The sequence below is a fragment of the Variovorax sp. 10N432 genome, assembly GCF_056394465.1.
Window position 1 is genome coordinate 241,122 of the sequence record NZ_JBFTHX010000002.1, and the last position, 15,225, is coordinate 256,346.

Here is a 15,225-nt window from a genome sequence, read left to right on the forward strand (position 1 = left end):
CCCATGCGCTTCATCACCACCGAGCCGCCGTTCCGCTTCCGCGCCGGCAAGCGGCCCCTGCTGATCTCGATGCCGCATGTCGGCACCCACGTGCCGCCGCAGCTCGCGGCGCGCCTCACCGACGAGGCCCGCCAGGTGCCCGACACCGACTGGCATCTCGAACGCCTCTATGACTTCGCGGACGAACTCGGCGCCTCGGTGCTGGTCGCCACGCACTCGCGCTACGTGGTCGACCTGAACCGTCCGCCCGATGGCGCCAGCCTCTATCCGGGCCAGAGCGTCACCGGCCTGTGCCCGGTCGACACCTTCGACGACACGCCGATCTACGCCGCCGGCGATGTGCCCGACGAGGCCGAGGTCGCCGAACGCCGGGAAGCCATCTGGCAGCCCTACCACCGCCAGCTCGCGGACGAACTGGCGCGCCTCAAGGCGCAGCACGGCATCGCCGCGCTCTGGGACGCGCACTCGATCCGCTCGGTGCTGCCGCGCTTCTTCGAGGGCAGGCTGCCCGACCTGAACCTCGGCACCGCCAACGGCGTGAGCTGCGATCCGGCGCTGGCGCAGCGGCTGAAGCAGATCGCCGGCCAGGCGAACGGCTTCAGCTCGGTGCTCAACGGCCGCTTCACGGGGGGCTACATCACGCGCCACCACGGCCAGCCGGCGCAGGGCGTGCATGCGGTGCAGCTCGAGATGACGCAGTGCAGCTACATGCAGGAAGCCTTGCCCTTCGACTACCTGCCCGAGGTGGCGCAGCGCGTCCAGCCGCACGTGCGGCGGCTGCTCGAAGCCGTGCTGGACTTCGTCGAGCGGAAGCGCGATCTATGAACATGTCTGCCATCCACGCACTCGCACGCCCCGAGGTGCCTGCGCTGCCCGCCTACAACGCCGGCCTGTCGTCGCAGGCGGTGCGTGCGCGCTACGGGGTCAGCGAGATCGCGCGGCTCGCCAGCAACGAGAACCCCTTCGGCGCCAGTCCCGCGGTGGCGCGCGCGCTGGTCGACCTGGCGCTGCAGGTCGGCACCTATCCAGATGCGAACTGCAGCGCGCTGCGCGCCGCGATCGCGCAGCGCAGCGGCGCCCGGCCCGAGGAGGTGGTGATCGGCAACGGCTCCGAGGACATCCTCCAGATGCTGTGCCAGGCCTTCCTGTCGCCCGGCGACCGGGTGCTGACGCAGCGGCCCGCCTTCGGCCTGCACGAGATCTACCCACGCATGATGGGCGCGCAGGTCGAAGCGCTGGCGCTGACGCCCGCGCTCGGCTTCGACATCGACGCCTGGTGCGAGGCCCTGGCGCGCGGCCCGAAGCTGGTGATGCTGGCGAACCCGTCGAACCCGGTGGGCTGCATGTTCGATGCCGGCGAGTTCACCCGGCTGCTCGCCGCCATGCCGCCGGCCACGCTGCTGGTGCTCGACGAGGCGTACTACGAATACGCGCGGACCGCGCCCGGCTTTCCCGATGCGCTGGCCGCGCTGCGCGCGCAGGAGCGGCCCTGGATCGTGCTGCGCACGTTTTCCAAGGCCTGGGGGCTGGCGGGCCTGCGGGTCGGCTACGGCATCGCATCGGATGCCGCGCTGGTCCAGCTGCTGGACCGGGTGCGCACGCCCTTCAACGTCAACCTGGCGGCGCAGGCGGCCGCGTTGGCGGCGTGGGGCGACGAGGCCTACATGCTCCATGCGGTGGCCGAAACGGTGCGGCGGCGCGACGCGATGGCGCAGGCGCTGCGTGCGATGGCCTGGCCGGGGCTGCGCGTCGCGCCGTCGGCGGCCAATTTCCTGTTCATCGACCTGGCGCGTCCGAACGGCCCGGTCAACGAAGCGCTGCTGGCGCGCGGCATCATCGTCAAGCCATGGAAGGAGCCCGGTTTCGAGAGCTTCATCCGGGTGTCGATCGGCACGCCGGAAGAGAACGCGCGCTTCCTCGGCGCGCTGACCGAGATCGCCGGCGCGCAGGCCTGACAAGACCCGACGCCGCGGCGGGCGCGGCGTCGCTTTCTACAATCGGGTCATGAAGCCCGTCGTCTACACCCGCGCCCAGCAACTTCCCGCCATCCTGGCCCAACGCATCGCCATCCTCGATGGCGCGATGGGCACCATGATCCAGCGCTTCAAGCTGACCGAGGCACAGTACCGCGGCGAGCGCTTCAAGGACTTCCCGCGCGACGTCAAGGGCAACAACGAGCTGCTCTCGCTGACCCGGCCCGACGTCATCCGCGACATCCACGAAGGCTATCTCGCGGCCGGCGCCGACCTGATCGAAACCAACACCTTCGGCGCCACCCGGATCGCGCAGGAAGACTACAAGATGGCCGAACTGGCGCGCGAGATGAACCTCGAGTCCGCGAAGCTGGCGCGCGCCGCGTGCGACAAGTTCAGCACCCCCGACAAGCCTCGCTTCGTCGCCGGCGCCCTCGGCCCGACGCCCAAGACCGCCAGCATCAGCCCCGACGTCAACGATCCCGGGGCGCGCAACGTCAGCTTCGAAGAGCTGCGGGCTTCCTACTACGAGCAGGTCGAGGCCCTGGTCGAAGGCGGCTCCGACGTGCTGCTGGTCGAGACCATCTTCGACACGCTGAACGCCAAGGCGGCGCTGTTCGCCATCGACGAGTACTTCGAGGCCAGCGGCGAGCGGCTGCCGCTGATCATCAGCGGCACCGTGACCGACGCCTCCGGCCGGATCCTGAGCGGACAGACCGTGACCGCCTTCTGGCACAGCGTGCGCCATGCACGGCCGCTGGCCATCGGCCTGAACTGCGCGCTGGGCGCGGCGTTGATGCGGCCCTACATCCAGGAGCTGGCACGCGTCGCCGACGACACCTTCATCAGCTGCTACCCCAACGCCGGCCTGCCCAACCCGATGAGCGAGACCGGCTTCGACGAGACCCCCGACGTCACCTCGCGCCTGTTGCACGAGTTCGCGGCCGAGGGACTGGTCAACATCGTCGGCGGCTGCTGCGGCACCACGCCGGAGCACATCGCGGCCATCGGCCAGGCGGTGGCACCGCTCGCCGGCCGCAGCCTGCATCGCGCGGCCTTCTACAGCGAAGCCGCTTGAGGCCGCCGCGCCCGGCGCATGTGAAGCCGGGATGAAGAAAGTCTCCAGACGTTCCGCGTGTGCGCGAACACGCGCGCTGCGGCGTTCTCGTTTGAAGGCCGTGGCTGATTGACATCGGGCTGCAGCCCCTTCTACCCTGGACCGCAAAGGAAATCTTCATGAACAACAAGGCAATGCGATGGGCCGGCCTGGCCGCCATCGCCCTGGCGGTGCCGTTGGCCGCCTCGGCCCAGCAGGCATTCACCCGCGGGCCGGTCAACCTGCGTGCCGGTCCCGGCGACAGCTATCCGCTGGTGGCCACCTTGGGGCCGGGGCAGTCGCTGCAGGTGATGGGCTGCACCGCCGGCTACGGCTGGTGCGACGTGGTGCTGCCGGACGGCCTTCGCGGCTGGTCCTATGCGGCCAGTCTCGAATACGCCTACCAGGAGCAGCGCGTCCCGCTGGCGACCTATGGCGCGATCATCGGCGTGCCGCTGGTGACCTTCGCGATCGGCAGCTACTGGTCCAACTACTACCGCGATCGCCCCTGGTACAACCAGCCGCGCTGGTGGGGCGGCCGCCCGCCGCCGCCGCCGGGCCCGGGCTGGCGCCCCCCGCCGCCGCCGGTGCCGGGCTGGCGTCCGAATCCGTGGCCGGGCTATGCGCCGCATCCGCCGGGCTTCCGTCCGCCGTCGGCGCCGGGCTTCGGTCCGCCGCCATCACCCGGTTTCCGGCCGCCGCCGGCACCCGGTTGGCGCCCGCCGCCCGGTGCGCGTCCGCCCGGCTTCCAGACCGGCGGCCGGCCGCCGGGGCAGGGCGGGGGTGACCACGGCCATGGAGGCGGCCGCGGTGGCGACCATGGCGGTGGCGGGGATGGCGGTCGCAATGGCCATGGCGGGGGCCACGGAGGCGGCGGTGGCGGCCACGGAGGTGGAGGTGGAGGTGGAGGTGGAGGTGGAGGTGGAGGTGGCGGTGGTGGCGGCCACGGAGGTGGCCACGGCGGCGGCCATGGTGGAGGCGGCGGAGGCCGCGACCGCTAGCCGGCGCTTTCTTCAGTCCTTCTTGCGGGCGATGAGCGCCACGAAGCGCTGGGCCCCGAGGCCCAGCGGCCGCTCGCGCGACCACACGACATCGACCCACAGGTCGAGCCCGTTCGACAGGTTCTCGAACGGAATCTCGACCAGCGCGCCGGCCGCCACGTGCGGCCGCGCGAAGTTGCGCGGCAGCCAGCCCCAGCCCAGGCCGGCGGTGATCAGGCTCAGCGCGGCCAGCGCGTTGTCGGTGCGCCAGACATGGCGCGCGAAGACGAAACGCGGGTCGCTGGTGGCGAGGTCGCGTCCGGCGACCACGATCTGCCGCGTGGTCGTCAGGTGTTCTTCTCGCAACCGTCCCCCCGCCGCGGCCAGCACCGGATGGTCGGGCGCCATCACGGCCACCATGGTGTCGTTGGCCACTTCCTGGAAACCCTCGCGGCCGTCGAGGCTGGGGCGCTCGAACACCAGGGCCAGCTGCGCCCTGCCGCTGTGCAGCAGCGCCAGCGCATCGGCCTGCGGCGCCGCCAGCACCTCGACCTCCAGCAGCGGGTATTCGGCCGCCAGAGCGGCCAGCGGCCCGCTCCAGGGCGCGGCCAGCAACTCGGGCGCTATGGCCAGCGTCAGTCGGTTCTCCAGCCCCTGGGTCAGCGCCAGCGCCTGGACCTGAAGCTGCTTGAGTTGCGCCGCCAGCAGGCGCGCCTGCGGCTCCAGCGATCGCGCGGCCGCGGTCGGCTGCGGCTCGCGGCCGCTGCGGTCGAACAGGCTGAGGTCGAGCTCGGCTTCGAGACTGGCGATCGCCATGCTGACCGCCGAGGGCACCCGGCCCAGCGCTCGCGCCGCCGCCGAGAAGGAGCCGTGATCGACCACCGCGAGAAACACCGCCACGCTGTCGCTGGAAAAACCCACGGCCGCCCCGATCTATCAATGAACCTGAAAGAAGATGACTTTTTATATCAGGTAAACCAACATAAAGTCCAGCTCAACGCCAACCAACACAGGATCGATTTCATGCAAGGGCTCAAGCGCCGCGTCGTCTATATCAGCCTCTACGAGGGCATCGCCATCGTCGCGGCCAGCGCGGGCCTGGCGCTGATGTCCGGCCAGGGACTGGGCCATTCGGGCGTGCTGGCGGTGATCGCCTCGGTCATCGCCGTGCTCTGGAACCTCTCGTTCAACGCCCTGTTCGAGCGCTGGGAGTCCGGCCAGGCGGTGCGCGGCCGCAGCCTGCGCCGCCGGATCGCCCACGCGATCGGCTTCGAAGGCGGCCTGATCGCCTTCCTGGTGCCGGTGTTCGCCTGGTGGCTCGGCGTCAGTCTCTGGGACGCCCTGGTGATGGACCTCGGCCTGGTGGTTTTCTTCCTGGTCTACACCTTCGTCTTCAACTGGGCCTTCGACGCCGTCTTCGGCTTGCCGGCATCGGCCGCCGGCGCCGCGCAGCCAGCGTAAAATCCGCGGCTCCCAAGGAGCGTTGCAGCGCCGCCGGCCGTCTGGCCGGCCGCGTCAGGCTTGGGCTTCCAGGCACTGGAGTGCAACGACGCTCGCCTGACCCCGTTTCCACAGGTGAGCCCATGCCAATCGATTCTTCCGCGTCCCAGACCCCGCCCCCGATGAAGCTGTCCGGCCTCGAGCCGGTGCAGATCGGCGATGGCGCGCTGTTCGTCAACATCGGCGAGCGCACCAACGTCACCGGCTCGAAGGCCTTCGCCCGCATGATCCTGAACGGCCAGTTCGAGGAAGCGCTGGCGGTGGCGCGCCAGCAGGTCGAGAACGGCGCCCAGGTGATCGACATCAACATGGACGAGGCCATGCTCGACAGCAAGGCCGCGATGGTGCGCTTCCTGAACCTGATCGCCAGCGAGCCCGACATCGCGCGGGTGCCGATCATGGTCGACAGCTCGAAGTGGGACGTGATCGAGGCCGGCCTGCGCTGCATCCAGGGCAAGGGCATCGTCAACTCGATCAGCATGAAAGAGGGCGAGGACCAGTTCCGCCACCAGGCCCGGCTGCTGCGCCGCTACGGCGCGGCGGCGGTCGTGATGGCCTTCGACGAGAAGGGCCAGGCCGACACCTACGAACGCAAGATCGAGATCTGCGAGCGCGCCTACCGCATCCTGGTCGACGAGATCGGCTTCCCGCCCGAGGACATCATCTTCGACCCGAACATCTTCGCGATCGCCACCGGCATCGAGGAGCACAACAACTACGCTGTCGACTTCATCAACGCGGTGCGCTGGATCAAGCAGAACCTGCCCGGCGCCAAGGTGTCGGGCGGGGTGTCGAACGTGAGCTTCAGCTTCCGCGGCAACGACCCGGTGCGCGAGGCCATCCACACCGTCTTCCTGTTTCACGCGATCAAGGCCGGCATGGACATGGGCATCGTCAACGCCGGCATGGTCGGCGTCTACGACGACCTCGAGCCCGAGCTGCGCGAGCGGGTGGAGGACGTGGTGCTCAACCGCCGCCCCGATGCCGGCGAGCGCCTGGTCGAGGTCGCCGAGACCGCCAAGAGCGGCGCCAAGGACGAGAGCAAGAAGCTCGAATGGCGCGGCACGCCCGAGCACCCAGTGCACGTGAACCAGCGGCTGTCGCATGCGATGGTGCACGGCATCACCGACTTCATCGTGGAAGACACGGAAGAGGCCTACCAGCAGATCCTGGCCACCGGCGGGCGTCCGCTGCACGTGATCGAAGGCCCGCTGATGGCCGGCATGAACATCGTCGGCGACCTGTTCGGCCAGGGCAAGATGTTCCTGCCGCAGGTGGTGAAGTCGGCCCGCGTGATGAAGTCCGCGGTGGCGCACCTCATTCCCTACATCGAGGAAGAAAAACGCCAGGACGAGGCCGCCGGCCGCGATGTCCGCACCAAGGGCAAGATCGTCATCGCGACGGTCAAGGGCGACGTCCACGACATCGGCAAGAACATCGTCACGGTCGTGCTCCAGTGCAACAACTTCGAGGTCGTGAACATGGGCGTGATGGTGCCCTGCCACGAGATCCTGGCGCGCGCCAAGGTCGAGGGCGCCGACATCGTCGGCCTCTCGGGCCTGATCACGCCGAGCCTCGAGGAGATGCAGTACGTGGCCGGCGAGATGCAGAAGGACGAGCACTTCCGCATCAAGAAGATTCCGCTCATGATCGGCGGCGCCACCACCAGCCGGGTCCATACGGCCGTGAAGATCGCGCCGCACTACGAAGGCCCGGTGGTCTACGTGCCCGATGCCTCGCGCAGCGTGAGCGTGGCGCAGTCGCTGCTGTCCGACCAGGCGGCGAGCTACATCGACGAGCTCAATGCCGACTACGACAAGGTGCGCCACCAGCACGCCAACAAGAAGCAGGTGACGCTGTGGCCGCTGTCCAAGGCGCGGGCCAACAAGACGCCGGTCGACTGGGCCGGCTATGTGCCGCCGGTGCCGAAGTTCATCGGACGGCGCGTGTTCAAGAACTTCGACCTGACCGAACTCGCCAAGTACATCGACTGGGGGCCCTTCTTCCAGACCTGGGATCTGGCGGGGCCGTTTCCGGCCATCCTCAAGGACGAGGTGGTCGGCACCGAGGCGGTGCGGGTCTATGCCGACGGCCAGCGCATGCTCAAGCGCCTGATCGAAGGCCGCTGGCTCACGGCCAGCGGCGTGATCGGCTTCTGGCCCGCCAACACCGAGCGCGACGACGACATCGTGCTCTACACCGACGAGTCGCGCAGCGAGGCCGCGCTCACCTGGTGGGGCATGCGCCAGCAGGCCGAGAAGCAGGTGATCGACGGCGTGACCCGGCCGAGCCGCTGCCTGGCGGACTTCGTGGCGCCGCGCGAGAGCGGGCTCAGGGACTACGTGGGCATGTTCGCGGTCACCGCGGGCATCGGCATCGAGAAGAAAGAGAAGTACTTCATCGACGACCTCGACGACTACTCGGCGATCATGCTGAAGTCGCTGGCCGACCGGCTGGCCGAGGCCTTCGCCGAGGCGATGCACCACCGCGTGCGGACCGACCTGTGGGGCTACGCGCCCGACGAGACGCTCAGCAACGCCGACATGATCGACGAGAAGTACCGCGGCATCCGGCCCGCGCCCGGCTACCCGGCCTGCCCCGACCACAGCGTCAAGGGCCCGATGTTCGACCTGCTGAACTGCGCCGAGATCGGCATGAGCGTGACCGAAAGCCTCGCGATGATGCCGGCCGCCAGCGTCAGCGGCTTCTACCTGAGCCACCCCGACTCGACCTACTTCAACGTCGGCAAGATCGGCCACGACCAGCTGCAGGACCAGGCAGCGCGCCGCCACCAGAGCGAGGCCGAACTCGAACGCCTGCTGGCGCCGAACCTGTGACACGAAGCGCCGTCGCGAGCACCGCCGGCCAGCGGGAGTTCCTATTCAAAAGCTGATGTTCGGGGCCGCCCACTACGCGGCGATGGCGGTCTTCGCGGTCGCCTGCTGGGGCTTCGGGCGGGCGCTGCTGGCGCGCATCGGCCCGCCGGGGCGGCGCGACGCCGCGCTCGAAGCCGCGATGGCGGCCGCGGCCGGGCTCGGGCTCCATGTCTGCGTCTTCCAGGCGATCGCGATCGCCGGGCTGTTCGGCCGCGGCGCCGTCATCGGCACGGTGGCGCTCGGCCTGCTGGCGGCCGTGCTGCAGTGGCCGGCCTGGCGGCGCGAACGCGGCCCGCGGCTGCCGTCAGAGCCCTTCGGCTTCGTCGAGAAGCTGGCGCTGCTGGCCTTCGTGCTGACGGCGCTGCCGGCCCTGGTCGAACCGCTGGCGCCGCCGGCCGCGTTCGACGAGCTGATGTACCACCTGCCCTATGCGCGCGAAGTGCTGCAGAGCGGGCGGCTCGGCGTCCATGAGTGGCTGCGCTATCCCTGGTTTCCGTACAACTACAACCTGATCCATGCCGGCGCGCTGGCGGTCGGCGACGACGTCCTGCCGCACCTGCTGAGCGCCCTCGCGGGCTGGCTGTCGGTGGCGATGGTCTACCGGCTGGGTGCGCAGCATGCGAGCCGGCTGACCGGGCTGGTCGCGGCCGCGATCTGGCTCGGCATCGGCGACTACGAAAGCGCGCTGATCGACATCGGCGTCGCCCTCTTCGTGCTCGCCGCCTGCACCGCCCTGTGGTGGTGGCGCGAGTCCGACGATCCGGCGCGCGGGGCGCGCTGGCTGGCGCTGGCCGCCTTCTTCCTCGGCGTCGCGGCGGGCTCCAAGTACCAGGCCCTGACGGTGCTGCCGCTGGTGGCCGTGTTCGTGGTCCGGCGCGAGCGCCGGCTCAAGGTCTGGGCCCTGGCGCTGGTGTGCTTCCTGGTCCCCTGCATCTACTGGTATGCGCGCAACGCGGTCATGACGGGCGACCCGTTCAATCCGATCGGCGCGCGCCTGTTCGGCTTCACCAACTGGAACGCGGCCGACTACAAGAACCAGTTCGACGACGTGCGCGCCCATGCCGCGTGGCCGAACGGCTTCCTGTGGGGCGTGCTGTTCGTGCCGTTCGCGCTGGCATGGAAGCGCTCGCCGGCGGTGCGCGCGGCGGCCGTGTTCAGCCTCTACTCGCTGGGCGTCTGGGCTCTGACCTCGCGCTATCCGCGCTACCTGGCCGCCTCGGTGCCGCTGATCGCGCTGGTGTCGGTGGTCGGCTGGCAGGCATTGCTGGCCCGCCTGGCCGACGGGCTGCGCCGCGCGCTGCCGGCGTGGAACGCGCGCGGCCTGCTCGACCGCGCCGGCCGCTGGCTCGGCGTGCTGCTGCTGCTGGTGGGCGTCGGCGGCTCGTTCTACATGACGCGGCGCAGCGTGGCGGCGATCGCGACCACGCCGGCCGAGCGCGCCGCCTTCCTCGACGCCCACGTGCCCGGCTATGCGGTCATGAACTACCTGCGCGAACACGCGACCGGGCGGGTCTACCAGATCGCGCTCAGCGAAGCGATCTACTATGGGCCGGCCCCGGTCTGGGGCGATGCGATCGGGCCCTGGCGCTATGCCGACTTCATCGTGCTGCCGCCGGCCGAATTCGCGCGCAAACTGCGGGGCCTCGGCTTCGAGGCGATCGCGGTCGGCGCCAGCGCCGCGCCGATGCTCGCCGCCCAGCCCGGCTTCCTTGACCATTTCGCCTTGATGTACGAAAAAGCCGGTGCCAAGGCCTACCGCATCCTGCCTGCCAAGAATGACTGAACGTTTCGACTCGCGCCCCCTGCGCATCGCCGCCGTGATCCCGTGCTTCAACGAGGCGCTGGCCATCGCGCAGGTGGTGAGCGAGTTTCAGGCGTCCCTGCCCGAGGCCGAGATCCATGTCTTCGACAACAACTCGACCGACGACACCGCGGCCGTGGCCCGGGCCGCCGGCGCGCGCGTGACGCACGTCCCGCTGCGCGGCAAGGGCAACGTGGCGCGGCGGATGTTCGCGGACGTCGAGGCCGACGTCTACGTGATGGTCGACGGCGACGCCACCTACGACGTCGGCGAGGTGCGGCAGCTGATCGAACTGATGGTCGAAGGCAACCTCGACATGGTGGTCGGCTCGCGGGTCGACGACGGCGCCGACATGCAGACCTACCGGCGCGGCCACCGCTTCGGCAACGCCTTGCTGACCGGCGCGGTGGCGAGCCTCTTCGACGGCCGGATGACCGACATGCTGTCGGGCTATCGCGTCTTCTCGAGGCGCTACGCCAAGTCCTTCCCGGCATTGTCCAGGGGCTTCGAGATCGAAACCGAATTGACAGTCCATGCGCTCGAATTGCGGATGCCCTTCGCCGAGGTCCCGATGCCCTACCGCTCGCGGCCCGAAGGCTCCGAAAGCAAGCTGTCGACCTACCGCGACGGCTGGCGCATCCTCAAGACCATCTGCAAACTGTTCGTGAGCGAGCGGCCGCTGCAGTTCTTCTCCAGTGCCGCGGGCCTGCTGGTGCTGCTGTCGCTGATTCTCGCCGAGCCGCTGGTGTCCACCTACCTGAACACCGGGTTGGTGCCGCGGCAGCCGACCGCGGTGCTGGTCACCGGGATGATGCTGATGGCGATGTTGTCCTTCGTCTGCGGCGTGGTGCTGCACACCGTGACCATCGGCCGGCGCGAGGCCAAGCGGCTGTGCTACCTGGGGATTCCCGGCGTCCGCTCCGCCGCCGGCCGGCCATGAAGCTCGGGCGGGAGTTCCTGTCGTTCGCGGTTGTCGGCGCGATCGGCTTCGTCGTCGACCTCGGCGTGCTCTACGTGGTGGCGCCGGCGTTCGGCTGGTATGGCGGGCGCGTGCTGTCGTTCCTCGCTGCCGCCACCGTCACCTGGGCGCTGAACCGGCGCTTCACCTTCGCCGGGAGGCATTCGGGCGCGTCGATCGGGCGCGAGTACCTGCGCTACCTGCTGACGATGATGGGGGGCGCGCTGGTCAACTACGGGGCGTACGTGCTGACCTTGCACTGGCTGGGCGGGCCGCTGGCCCCCGCGCTCGGCGTGGCGTTCGGCAGCTGCGCCGGGCTGGCGGTCAACTTCCTGACGGCGCGTTTCCTGGTGTACAAGGGAGCGACCAAGGCGGGTTGAGCGATGGCCGAAAGCGGTTCAGGGTCTCAATCCGAGCATGACGGTCAACGGGGCGACGGCGGGTTGACCTTGGGCGAGAAATTGGATATCTTTGAGATATCTTTTCAGGAGCCATTCCATGCCGGCCCGCGCCACTGTGAACCAGATCGCCTTTCGCTACCGACCTGTCGACAGCGCCACGGGCGTGACCCGCGAAACCGCCAAGCGGCTGGCGGAATTCCTTGGCGTCGACGAGACGCAGGCGATTCACCGCGCGCTGCACGAGATGGCCGTGCGGGTGCTGCCACAGTACGAGGCCGACGACGGTCCGTTGACGGCAGCCCAGATGCGCCAGATCAAGAAGCGGGCGCCGCAGGGCGGCAAACGGTCGATACGTTCGAGCTTGGTCGACGTGGAAACGACATGAGCCACCAGTGGTGGAGCGAGCCCACCGCTGGCGAAATCGTCTGGTGCCACTTCCCCGACGACATTCATCCTCGACCGAAACCCCGCCCGGCACTGATTCTGGCTGTTTTCGACGACGATGATCCGCAGTTCGCGGTCAGGGTGGCCTACGGGACCAGCCAGCGTACGACGACGCTGCACCGGGGCGAGTTCTCCATCCTGCATGAGCGCAATCCGGCGGCCTACGCAGCGGCGGGGTTGAGCTACGACACCAAGTTCGACCTCAAGCAGGCACTGGATCTGCCCTATAGCACCGAGTGGTTCTCGGTGCCGCCTTCCGCTCCCCACGGGCAGATTCCCAAACTGGGTGTGCTGCATCCGTCCCTCGTGCGCGCCGTGCAAGCGGCGTTTCAGGCCGCACGCGCGTGACCCGTTGGCGCGGCTCAGTGCCCCCCCGACACCACCACGGCAATCTCCGTCGCCGGCGGCGTGTTGCGGCTGCGTCCGCAGCGCACGATGCCGTCGATCATGACCATCCCGACGCCCGGGATGTCGCCCAGCTGCACGCTCTCCAGCAGGGTCTTGCCGGCGGTGTGCTGAGCGCGGTCCATGAAGACGAAGTCGGCGTCGCGGCCGACCTCGATCAGCCCGCAGTTGAGACGGCGCAGGCGCGCCGTGTTGCCGGTGGCGAAGCAGAACACCAGCTCGGCCGGGATGTTGGCGAACGAGGAAATCAGAGAGACCATCCGCAGGATGCCCAGCGGCTGCACGCCGGAGCCGGCCGGGCCGTCGGTGCCCAGGATCACGCGGTGCGGGCATTTGAGTTCGATGGCCGCCCGCGCCGCCGCGATCGCGGTGCGCTCGTTGCCGTTGTGCACGATCTCGATGCCACGCGTGCTCTTCTCGCACAACTCGCACACATGCGCCTCCGGCAGCGAGGTGTGGCCGCCGTTGATGTGGCCGATGATGTCGGCGTCGGCCTCCAGCACCGTGTCCTTGTCGATGTAGCCCGAGCCGGGCACCGATGGCCCGCCGGTGTGGATCGTGCTCTGGATGCCGTACTTGCGCGCCCAGGCGACCATCTCCTTGGCTTCATAGCCGGCCTTGACCGAGCCCAGGCCGACCTCGCCGAGCAGGCCGACGCCGGCTTCGGCCAGTTCCTTGAAGTCGCTCTCGACCATGCCCTTCTCGATGACCGGCGCACCGGCCAGCACCTTCACGCCAGCCGGGCGGAAGGCATCGAAGGCGCGCTGCGCGGTGATCGCCAGCGCCTTCAGCCCGACGATGTCCTTGGGGCGCCCGGGGTAGTGCACCTCGCCGGCGGAAATCATGGTGGTGACGCCGCCGTTCAGGCTCGATTCGATCCAGTTGAGCTGGCTCTGGCGCGGCGTCCAGTCGCCCGCGACCGGATGCACGTGGCTGTCGATCAGGCCCGGCGCGACGCAGGTCTTCTTGCAGTCGATGACGGTCTTCGCGCCTTCGAGGTCGCAGTCTTTCTCCTTGCCGACCGCGACGATCAGCCCGTCGACGACGACGATGGTGTCGGCATCCAGGATGGGCTTGTCGATGTCGCCCGACAGCAGCAGGCCTATGTTCCGGATGACGACCTTGCCCGACTTGGCGCCGGTTGCGACTTCTGCCATTTCTTTTCCTCGTGAGTGGATTCTTCCTCGGAAGCTCCGGCATCGACGGTGCGCAGCACGGTCTCGATCACGAAGTCTTCCCAATGCGCGACCGCCTCCGGCGTCTCCAGGGGCTCGCCGAGGAACGCGGTCAGCGTGTGCCGGTTCGACGTGTAGAAATAGCCGGTCGAGGCGATCAGCAGGTACAGGTCGCGCGGTGCCACGTCGTCGCGGAACAGGCCCTGCTGGACGCCCGCGGCGACGATCTCGCTGATGATCGAGATGGCCCGCGACGAGTACTCGCGCGCCCGCAGCGACTTGGCGATGTGCCGGCCCTTGTGCAGGTTTTCGGTGTTCAGCAGCGTGACGAACTCGGGGTTCCTGCGGTAGTAGCCGAGCACGAACCGGATCACCGCCGTGAGCGACTCCACCGGCCGCGAGGCATCGAGGTCGATCGCGGCCTCGGCATCGTCCATGCGCCGGTAGATGCCTTCGAGCACCGCGATGAACAGGCCTTCCTTGCTGCCGAAGTAGTAGTAGATCATGCGGTCGTACGACTTGGCGGCCTTCGAGATCTTCTCGACGCTGCCGCCGTCGTAGCCGTACTTCGCGAACACCTTGGTGGCCGCGCGCAGGATGCTCTCGCGGGTGGCTTGCGCCGCGGCCTCGCGCACGCCGGTGCGGCGCGTCGCGGGCTTGGGCGCGCTCTTGCGCGCGGCTGCCTTGGCCTCGGGCATCTGCGGCTTCGCTCTACTTTTCGGCGAAGGCGCGCTCGACCACGTAGTCGCCCGGCGTCGAGGTATTGCCTTCCTTGAAGCCGCGGGCCTCGAGGATGTGCTTGAGGTCGACCAGCAGGCCCGGGCTGCCGCACAGCATGACGCGGTCTTCGGCGGCATTGAGCGCCGGCAGGCCGAGGTCGTCGGTGAGCTTGTTGCTTTCGATCAGCTCGGTGATCCGGCCCATGTTGCGGAACTCCTCGCGCGTCACGGTCGGGTAGTAGAGAAGCTGCTTCTCGATCATCTCGCCGAGGATCTCGTGCTTGGGCAGATGGTCGGTGACCAGGTCGTGGTAGGCCAGCTCGTCGACCTGGCGCACGCCGTGCACCAGGACGACCTGCTCGTACTTCTCGTAGGTCTCGGGGTCGCGGATGATGCTCATGAACGGCGCCAGGCCGGTGCCGGTGCCGAACAGGTAGAGCCGCTTGCCCGGCAGCGTGTAGTCGATCAGCAGGGTGCCGGTGGGCTTGCGGCCCACGATGACCGTGTCGCCGACCTGGATGTGCTGCAGCCGGGAGGTCAGCGGGCCTTCTTCCACCTTGATGCTGAGGAACTCCAGGTGCTCCTCGTAGTTCGGGCTGACGATGCTGTAGGCCCGCAGCAGCGGCTTGTTGTTGACCTTCAGGCCGATCATCGTGAAGTGGCCGTTGGAGAAACGCAGGGCCGGATCGCGGGTGGTGGTGAAGGTGAACAGCCGGTCGGTCCAGTGGTGGACGCTGAGCACGCGTTCTTCGCTGAATGCACTCATAAGGGTCAGGAATGGTTATGAACGAACAAGGGATGCACCAATTGTCGGCGATGCCCGCGAAAACCCCAATGCAAGCATCGGGCCCGTTTGCTACATTGAGATCAATAAATGTAGCGTTCACCACATGAAAG

The 15,225-nt window shown here is 68.7% G+C and carries 15 protein-coding genes and 1 riboswitch; of the genes, 11 read left to right on the plus strand and 4 right to left on the minus strand.

The features are described 5' to 3' along the window. Positions 1–3: 3 nt before the first annotated feature. From hutG to AC1DF3_RS03405, 4 genes are all read left to right on the plus strand, one after another. Positions 4–825 carry an N-formylglutamate deformylase gene (gene hutG, locus AC1DF3_RS03390; RefSeq protein ID WP_478138820.1) on the plus strand — a complete coding sequence of 274 codons (822 nt, stop codon included), beginning with the start codon at positions 4–6 and terminating at the stop codon, positions 823–825. Further along, entirely contained in the window at positions 822–1,955 is a 1,134-nt protein-coding gene (locus AC1DF3_RS03395; protein WP_478138821.1) for a histidinol-phosphate transaminase, read from the plus strand. Before hutG ends, AC1DF3_RS03395 begins: the two co-directional genes overlap by 4 nt. A gap of 49 nt (positions 1,956–2,004) precedes the next feature. Then, entirely contained in the window at positions 2,005–3,051 is a 1,047-nt protein-coding gene (locus AC1DF3_RS03400; protein WP_286535206.1) for a homocysteine S-methyltransferase family protein, read from the plus strand. 158 nt (positions 3,052–3,209) lie between these two features. After that, positions 3,210–4,070 carry an SH3 domain-containing protein gene (locus tag AC1DF3_RS03405; protein ID WP_478138822.1) on the plus strand — a complete coding sequence of 287 codons (861 nt, stop codon included), beginning with the start codon at positions 3,210–3,212 and terminating at the stop codon, positions 4,068–4,070. A gap of 12 nt (positions 4,071–4,082) precedes the next feature. Here AC1DF3_RS03405 and AC1DF3_RS03410 read toward each other — a convergent pair whose 3' ends face one another. After that, positions 4,083–4,970, minus strand: a complete 888-nt coding sequence (locus AC1DF3_RS03410; RefSeq protein ID WP_286535204.1) for a LysR family transcriptional regulator — start codon at positions 4,968–4,970, stop codon at positions 4,083–4,085. Positions 4,971–5,072: 102 nt separating this feature from the next. Here AC1DF3_RS03410 and AC1DF3_RS03415 point away from each other — a divergent pair, with 102 nt between their 5' ends. The 7 genes from AC1DF3_RS03415 (at position 5,073) to AC1DF3_RS03445 (ending at position 12,377) form a co-directional block, all read left to right on the plus strand. Further along, positions 5,073–5,510, plus strand: coding sequence for a PACE efflux transporter (locus AC1DF3_RS03415; RefSeq protein ID WP_286535202.1), 438 nt, complete (start codon positions 5,073–5,075; stop codon positions 5,508–5,510). An 8-nt stretch (positions 5,511–5,518) separates the two neighbouring features. After that, positions 5,519–5,611: riboswitch (S-adenosyl-L-homocysteine riboswitch) on the plus strand. Between the two features lie 21 nt (positions 5,612–5,632). Then, positions 5,633–8,386 carry a methionine synthase gene (gene metH / locus AC1DF3_RS03420; RefSeq protein ID WP_478138823.1) on the plus strand — a complete coding sequence of 918 codons (2,754 nt, stop codon included), beginning with the start codon at positions 5,633–5,635 and terminating at the stop codon, positions 8,384–8,386. A 55-nt stretch (positions 8,387–8,441) separates the two neighbouring features. Continuing rightward, positions 8,442–10,208, plus strand: coding sequence for a phospholipid carrier-dependent glycosyltransferase (locus AC1DF3_RS03425; RefSeq protein ID WP_478138824.1), 1,767 nt, complete (start codon positions 8,442–8,444; stop codon positions 10,206–10,208). Beyond that, positions 10,201–11,166 (plus strand): glycosyltransferase family 2 protein, encoded by a 966-nt coding sequence (locus AC1DF3_RS03430; protein WP_286535198.1) that lies wholly within the window; start codon positions 10,201–10,203, stop codon positions 11,164–11,166. The genes AC1DF3_RS03425 and AC1DF3_RS03430 overlap by 8 nt, the downstream gene beginning before the upstream one ends. Continuing rightward, positions 11,163–11,564: a GtrA family protein gene (locus tag AC1DF3_RS03435; RefSeq protein WP_478138826.1), complete on the plus strand. Its 402-nt coding sequence runs from the start codon at positions 11,163–11,165 to the stop codon at positions 11,562–11,564. Before AC1DF3_RS03430 ends, AC1DF3_RS03435 begins: the two co-directional genes overlap by 4 nt. 118 nt (positions 11,565–11,682) lie before the next feature. Beyond that, positions 11,683–11,970 (plus strand): hypothetical protein, encoded by a 288-nt coding sequence (locus AC1DF3_RS03440; protein ID WP_286535196.1) that lies wholly within the window; start codon positions 11,683–11,685, stop codon positions 11,968–11,970. Next, a complete protein-coding gene (locus AC1DF3_RS03445) occupies positions 11,967–12,377 on the plus strand; it encodes a hypothetical protein (protein ID WP_286535195.1) in 411 nt (136 codons plus the stop codon). The genes AC1DF3_RS03440 and AC1DF3_RS03445 overlap by 4 nt, the downstream gene beginning before the upstream one ends. Before the next feature lie 14 nt (positions 12,378–12,391). Here the strand turns inward: AC1DF3_RS03445 and AC1DF3_RS03450 are convergent, their stop codons facing one another. The 3 genes from AC1DF3_RS03450 to AC1DF3_RS03460 are packed head-to-tail and all read right to left on the minus strand — an operon-like array spanning position 12,392 to position 15,094. Continuing rightward, the gene (locus AC1DF3_RS03450) at positions 12,392–13,591 is read right to left on the minus strand and encodes an amidohydrolase family protein (RefSeq protein ID WP_478138827.1); all 1,200 of its coding nucleotides are present in this window, start codon (positions 13,589–13,591) and stop codon (positions 12,392–12,394) included. Beyond that, positions 13,537–14,307, minus strand: coding sequence for a TetR/AcrR family transcriptional regulator (locus AC1DF3_RS03455; protein WP_286535193.1), 771 nt, complete (start codon positions 14,305–14,307; stop codon positions 13,537–13,539). The genes AC1DF3_RS03450 and AC1DF3_RS03455 overlap by 55 nt, the downstream gene beginning before the upstream one ends. A 13-nt stretch (positions 14,308–14,320) precedes the next feature. Further along, positions 14,321–15,094 (minus strand): ferredoxin--NADP reductase, encoded by a 774-nt coding sequence (locus AC1DF3_RS03460; RefSeq protein ID WP_286535192.1) that lies wholly within the window; start codon positions 15,092–15,094, stop codon positions 14,321–14,323. Positions 15,095–15,225 lie beyond the last annotated feature (131 nt).